Source organism: Mycobacterium sp. TH-M25, assembly GCF_057473665.1.
The window spans coordinates 1-5,318 of sequence record NZ_JBYCLA010000428.1; the positions used below are offsets into that span (position 1 = coordinate 1).

Consider the following 5,318-nt stretch of genomic DNA (forward strand, 5'->3'; position numbering starts at 1 on the left):
GGTGACGACCCGCTGCGCCCGGCTTGAAGGAATTGCGGCGACCCGCTGCGCCCGGCTTCGCCGCGCTTGCGATCGCCACTAGCCGGGTTTGGTGGCGGTGACACGCCATAGCCGCCGGGGCAGCTCTCCTTCGTCGAAAGCGTGCACGTCTTCGAGTATCCAGCCGGCAGTCAGGCTCTCTACGAGCTCGCGGCAGAAGAAATGCACCGCAAACCCTCCGTACTCGAAGATGTCGTCACCGTGCGCTCGTCCGGTACGTAGTGCGCATCGCCGGTGTGCCGAACGGTGTAGATGAACTTTCCGCCCGGCTTCAACACCCGTCCGACCTCGTCAACGACTGCGTGAATTTCTTTGGTGGACAGCGCCATGCATAACGCCATGTGCGCAAAGGCGCCGTCAATGGAGCCGCTGAGCTGCGGCAGCGGATTGCGTAGGTCATGTACGGTTGCTTCCACCCGCGCGGCTATGCCTTGCGCCCGGGCCGTTTGGCGCAGCTGTGCGACCGCAACCTCGCTGAAGTCGGTGGCCGCCACCGTGAAGCCTCGATGAGCGAAATAGAGCGTGTCACGACCGTGACCGGCCGCCAACTCCAAGATCCGCTCAACGCCCTCGGCCGCAAACACATCGGCCGAGTAGAGCGCCGGTTCGGACGGGTCGGACCCGTACATGGCCGGATGGGCGCGGTAGGTGTCCTGCCAGTGCTCGTGCTGCGTTAGGGCCAGCTCCGGCTGTCCGTCGGATAACAGTTGCCTTCCCTTCCGCCGCCTTATAGGTAATTATTCTATGGAATTATAGATTATTGGACTATAGTGGACCGCACCAGGAGGCCAACTTGAAACGGTCACTCATAGTCGGATACGGCGCGATCTGCTACGTGGTCTTCCTCGCGGCATTCCTTTACGCCATCGGTTTCGTCGGGAACCTGGTGGTGCCTCGCACCGTCGACAACGGCATCGCCGCCTCCATGGCAGAGGCGGTTGCGGTCAATGTTGTTCTGCTCGCAGCGTTCGCGTTGCAGCACAGCGTGATGGCAAGACCGGGTTTTAAGCGACGGTGGACGCGGTTGATACCGCCGGCGATCGAGCGCAGCACTTACGTGCTGTTGTCGAGTCTGCTGTTGTTCCTTCTGTTTTGGCAGTGGCGGACGCTGCCTGCGATCGTCTGGAATGTCAGCTGGCCGCCGGGGAAGGTTGCCCTGCAGGCACTGTTCTGGCTCGGCTGGGTCATCGTGCTGGCGTCGACGTTCATGATCAACCATTTCGACCTGTTCGGGCTGCGGCAGGTCTTTCTGGCGTGGCGCGAAAAGTCTTACAGTGAACTGGAATTCCGCGCCACCATGCTCTATCGGTTGGTACGGCACCCGCTCATGTTGGGTTTCATCGTGGCGTTCTGGGCAGCTCCCACAATGAGTGCGGGGCACCTGCTGTTCGCGGTAATGACGACTACCTACATCCTGGTCGTCCTGCCAATCGAAGAGCATGACCTGAGCCGGGCACTGGGCGAGGAATACCAGCAGTACCGCACCAGGGTACCGATGCTTATCCCGGGCGTTCGCCTACGCAAGCAGCGTTCTCGGCTCGACGCCGGTGCACGGCCGACATGAATTCCGACCGCCCTGCTGTCAGCTCGCGACCGCTGCTCCCTCGTCGACCGGCAGGCCGGCCAACCGCCATTCGAGCATTCCGTCGTCGAGTCGTTTCACACCTCGGCCCGCCTTGCGAGCAATGCGAACTGCATCGGGAGCCATGACACAGTAGGCGCCACGGCAATAGGCGACGATGTCGCGGTTGGCCGGTAATTCGGCGAGCCGGTCGGCCAGTTCGGCTAACGGGATATTGATGGCACCCGGGATGTGGCCTGCCACGTATTCGTCATGCGGACGCACATCAACCAGCGTGACATCGCCGGCATCGCGCCGGCGCAGCAGTTCCGCACGGGTGATCGCATCCTCGGGTGAGCCAAGCACTGCCGCCGCCGCGAGCGCCACGTCGGCCAAATGCTCGTCGGCGACGGCTTGCACCAGCGCGAACAGCTTTGCCACGTCATCCCCGGCGAGTCGGTAATGCTGCCGGGTCCCGTCCCGGCGAGCCCGGACCAACCCGCCGTTCTTCAGCGCCTGCAGATTCGCCGATGCGGTAGTCACGTTCATCCCCGTCGCGGTCGCGATGGCTTCGACCGTGCGCTCGCCCTGGGCGAGCAAATCGAGGATCTGCAATCGCCGCCCGTTGCCCAGCGCCTTACCTACTCGAGCGATTTGCTCTAACAGTGCGGCTTTGCGATCGGGTTGCCCGCTCATCCCAATTCTCCAGTACTCATTAAGAATTCAATTCCATTGTTCGTTGGAACTAGATAATACTCATACCTTGGCGAGGTCGTTTCTTTGATGGTTGTTGTTAGGTCCGCCACCCGTCGTGGGTCCACGGTGGAACGCGACCTCCTTCCGCCGCTCCTTCAGTGTCTTCGCCACCACCCACCCCACAGCCGAACTCGGGTCCGGTATCCAACTGGGACAGCGCATGGCACCGTCCGCCTTGACCTCGTGGCGAGGCCGCGGTTCGGAATTCGCGCCCGGTGGCAGTTGCGGGTGCTCGGTAGACGACAGCCGGGCGGGACCTTTTTTGGCGTAGTTCCGGTATCAGAACCCCGCAACCAGCTTGTCGTTTTGCGGGCAGTACGCGTGAACCGAGATAGCCACATAAGCATTGGCACTGTCAGTTAAGGCGGGATTGCTCGCTCGAAACGCGTCGGCGATCTGCTGCACCGACACCCCGCGCTGGATGTCGCCGCACACCATCTTGCCGTTATAGATGGCGCCCTCGGGATTGGCGAACGAGATGCCCCGGTCGTTGAGGGCCTGAACATACCGACTGTCTTGGTCTGGCGTGGATTCGATGACGGGTGGTGACGCCGTCGCCGGGACGGCCGGACCAGGTGTGGCGCTGAGCTTCGGCGTCGACGACGCACCGGGCGCGCGCCCGGCAGCCTGGTGCGGCGACGCCAATGTGCTGAATCCCCAGTGCCCCACCACAATCGCCGCTGCGATGACGAGACCAGCCATGAGTAGCGCAGCTGCCTTACCCCACGTAGCGCGCCACGACTGGTGAACAGCCGTCAATTCAGTCTGGATGTCAGCCGGGATGCCAACTTGGACGTCGCGGTCGTCGTCGCGCGACCACGCGAGATCCACGGCTTCGGTAGCTGCGGAACTAGGTACCACAACGGTTTCGCTACCGTCCACTACGGCGGTGTCGTCTGCAGCCGGGCCCGGCTCGGCCATGAGGGCCATGGTAGCCATCGTTTCGATTTCCGGCAGCTCCGCCCGGTTGCCGGTGACCGCGATGGTCTCGGCGGTGACACCGACCGCGCAACCGGAGTTGCATGTGTCACCACCACGCGATAAATCGGCTCTGGCTGCGCCTCGTTCTGCAAGTACGCGTTTTACCGGGCGACCGCTTGGTCGATGAGCGTCGCTGCTGCGGTACGGGCCAGTATCCACGGTGATGCGTCGTTTAGTGATGTGGCCAGTGCGGCTGCACCTTCGTAGAGCACGGCTAGTTGGTTGCCGAGCAGGTGCGGGTCGGCGGCGCCTGACTGCTTGGCCAGCTCAATAGTTCCGCTGATGAAGCTGCGTTTGTTCGCACGAACAATTGCCTGCACTCCCGGCATGGCTCCGGCTGCCTCGACGGCCGCGTTGTGGAAGGGGCAGCCCCGGATAGGTGTGGCAGCTGGATCGGGGGTGTCGAAAAGGGCCAGTAGTCGCTCGCGTGGTGTTCGGTCGTCGGTGTCCGCCGCAGAGGGGTTTGCCACCCGTCGTTCGAGGTTGTGCAGATATTCCTCTATCACTGCCGACTTACTCGGAAAATGTTGGTAGAGAGTACGTTTGGACACTGATGACTCGGTTGCAAGTCGATCGACGCCGGTGGCGTTGATGCCATCGCGGTAGAACAACTCGGCGGCGGTGTCCATGATGCGCTGGCGGGCGCCGCGACCGCCCCGGGTTTTCGAGTGCTGGGCAGCAGACTTGATCACTATTGAAGTATACCGACCGGTTTACATCGGGCGTCAAGCGGTGTAGTGTCAGCATCGCAGAAGTACACCACTCGGTTTACTAGGAGTTGGGATGAAACCACAATCCTCCGTGGCATTGGTTACCGGCGTCTCCTCGGGAATCGGCCGTGCCGTTGCGACCGCCTTGGCGGCAAAAGGCTTTGAGGTCTTCGGCACCAGCCGCAGGCCGCAAACGACGGCGCCGATCGCCGGGGTGCAATTGGTTCAGCTTGATGTCACCGACGATGCTTCGATCACCCGGGCTGTCTCAACGGTCATCGATCGTGCGGGCCGCATCGACGTTCTGGTCAACAACGCTGGTATGGGTGTCATCGGCGCCGCCGAGGAGAGTTCGATGATCCAGGCGCGGCAGCTCTTCGACACCAATTTCTTCGGATTGGTGCGGCTGACCCAGGAGGTGTTGCCGCATATGCGTGCCCAGCGCAGCGGTCGCATCATCAACATCGGCTCGGTGCTGGGACTGCTGCCGGCACCGTATGCTGCGCTCTACGCCGCTTCAAAGCACGCGGTTGAGGGCTACTCGGAATCCCTGGATCATGAAACCCGGGAATTCGGCGTGCGGGTTCTCGTCGTCGAGCCCGCGTACACCAACACCTCATTCGAAACCCATGCGGCTGACGTCGATTCACCGATCGACAGCTATGCGATCATCCGCGAGCACGTCCGACAAGTCCTCACCGAGGAAGTGCGGGCTGGGGATGATCCCGCAGTGGTCGCACGGGTCGTGTTGGACGCTGTGACCAGCCGTAAACCGAAGCTGCGGTATCCGGCCGGACCCCTGGCGCGCCGACTGTCGCGGCTGCGGAGGTTCGCCCCGGCCAGCTTGGTAGACAAGGGAATTCGCAAAGCCAGCAAGTTGACCACAACGCCGAAGCCGAATGACCACCAGGCGCCGATCGAGCGCCCGGTAGCGATTTTTCCTCGCGCTGCCGGCGACTAGCGCACCGGTTAGAGGCGGCTGGCCTCCGGGCCGTCGGGGACGTGGACGGGTCCCGCGGCGAAACGGATCGCCGAGGTGGGCGCGCGGTATCTGGCTGGAATGAAGGAATTCATAGAGGGTGTCAACCTGCTCGCCGTGCAGCTCAATAACGTCGCGGAGGCCTATGCCCAGGTGATGAATCGCTATGCAAAGTATTACTAGGAGGCCGGCTAGCCCGGCCGGAGCCGATCGAGATCTGTCGCCTATGGACGTCCATAGAGAATGAGGGCATGGCCGATGACCTCGCTTCTGGATTTCGCAGCGTCGACAG

General features: G+C 62.5%; 6 protein-coding genes. 2 read left to right on the forward strand and 4 right to left on the reverse strand.

Going from position 1 to position 5,318, the window contains the following annotated elements; all coding sequences use genetic code 11:
• Positions 1-179: 179 nt before the first annotated feature.
• The gene (locus AC2VOU_RS14430; protein ID WP_486957997.1) at positions 180-668 is read right to left on the reverse strand and encodes a class I SAM-dependent methyltransferase; all 489 of its coding nucleotides are present in this window, start codon (positions 666-668) and stop codon (positions 180-182) included.
• A 164-nt stretch (positions 669-832) separates the two neighbouring features.
• Here AC2VOU_RS14430 and mddA point away from each other — a divergent pair, with 164 nt between their 5' ends.
• Positions 833-1,603 (forward strand): methanethiol S-methyltransferase, encoded by a 771-nt coding sequence (gene mddA / locus AC2VOU_RS14435; protein ID WP_454561374.1) that lies wholly within the window; start codon positions 833-835, stop codon positions 1,601-1,603.
• Between the two features lie 18 nt (positions 1,604-1,621).
• Here mddA and AC2VOU_RS14440 read toward each other — a convergent pair whose 3' ends face one another.
• From AC2VOU_RS14440 to AC2VOU_RS14450, 3 genes are all read right to left on the reverse strand, one after another.
• The gene (locus tag AC2VOU_RS14440; RefSeq protein WP_054880419.1) at positions 1,622-2,296 is read right to left on the reverse strand and encodes an Rv0324 family HTH-type transcriptional regulator; all 675 of its coding nucleotides are present in this window, start codon (positions 2,294-2,296) and stop codon (positions 1,622-1,624) included.
• A 339-nt stretch (positions 2,297-2,635) separates the two neighbouring features.
• Positions 2,636-3,277, reverse strand: coding sequence for a DUF732 domain-containing protein (locus AC2VOU_RS14445; protein WP_236971359.1), 642 nt, complete (start codon positions 3,275-3,277; stop codon positions 2,636-2,638).
• 161 nt (positions 3,278-3,438) lie between these two features.
• A complete protein-coding gene (locus tag AC2VOU_RS14450; RefSeq protein ID WP_054881037.1) occupies positions 3,439-3,966 on the reverse strand; it encodes a TetR/AcrR family transcriptional regulator in 528 nt (175 codons plus the stop codon).
• Positions 3,967-4,120: 154 nt separating this feature from the next.
• Here AC2VOU_RS14450 and AC2VOU_RS14455 point away from each other — a divergent pair, with 154 nt between their 5' ends.
• Positions 4,121-5,008, forward strand: a complete 888-nt coding sequence (locus AC2VOU_RS14455; RefSeq protein ID WP_054880417.1) for an oxidoreductase — start codon at positions 4,121-4,123, stop codon at positions 5,006-5,008.
• Positions 5,009-5,318 lie beyond the last annotated feature (310 nt).

Excerpts from the sequence above, each read along its gene's own strand:
- AC2VOU_RS14440 (WP_054880419.1), bottom strand. The coding sequence starts at position 2,296 with ATGAGCGGGCAACCCGATCGCAAAGCCGCACTGTTAGAGCAAATCGCT.
- AC2VOU_RS14445 (WP_236971359.1), bottom strand. The coding sequence starts at position 3,277 with ATGGCCGAGCCGGGCCCGGCTGCAGACGACACCGCCGTAGTGGACGGT.
- AC2VOU_RS14450 (WP_054881037.1), bottom strand. The coding sequence starts at position 3,966 with ATGGACACCGCCGCCGAGTTGTTCTACCGCGATGGCATCAACGCCACC.
- AC2VOU_RS14430 (WP_486957997.1), bottom strand. The coding sequence starts at position 668 with ATGTACGGGTCCGACCCGTCCGAACCGGCGCTCTACTCGGCCGATGTG.
- AC2VOU_RS14455 (WP_054880417.1), top strand. The coding sequence starts at position 4,121 with ATGAAACCACAATCCTCCGTGGCATTGGTTACCGGCGTCTCCTCGGGA.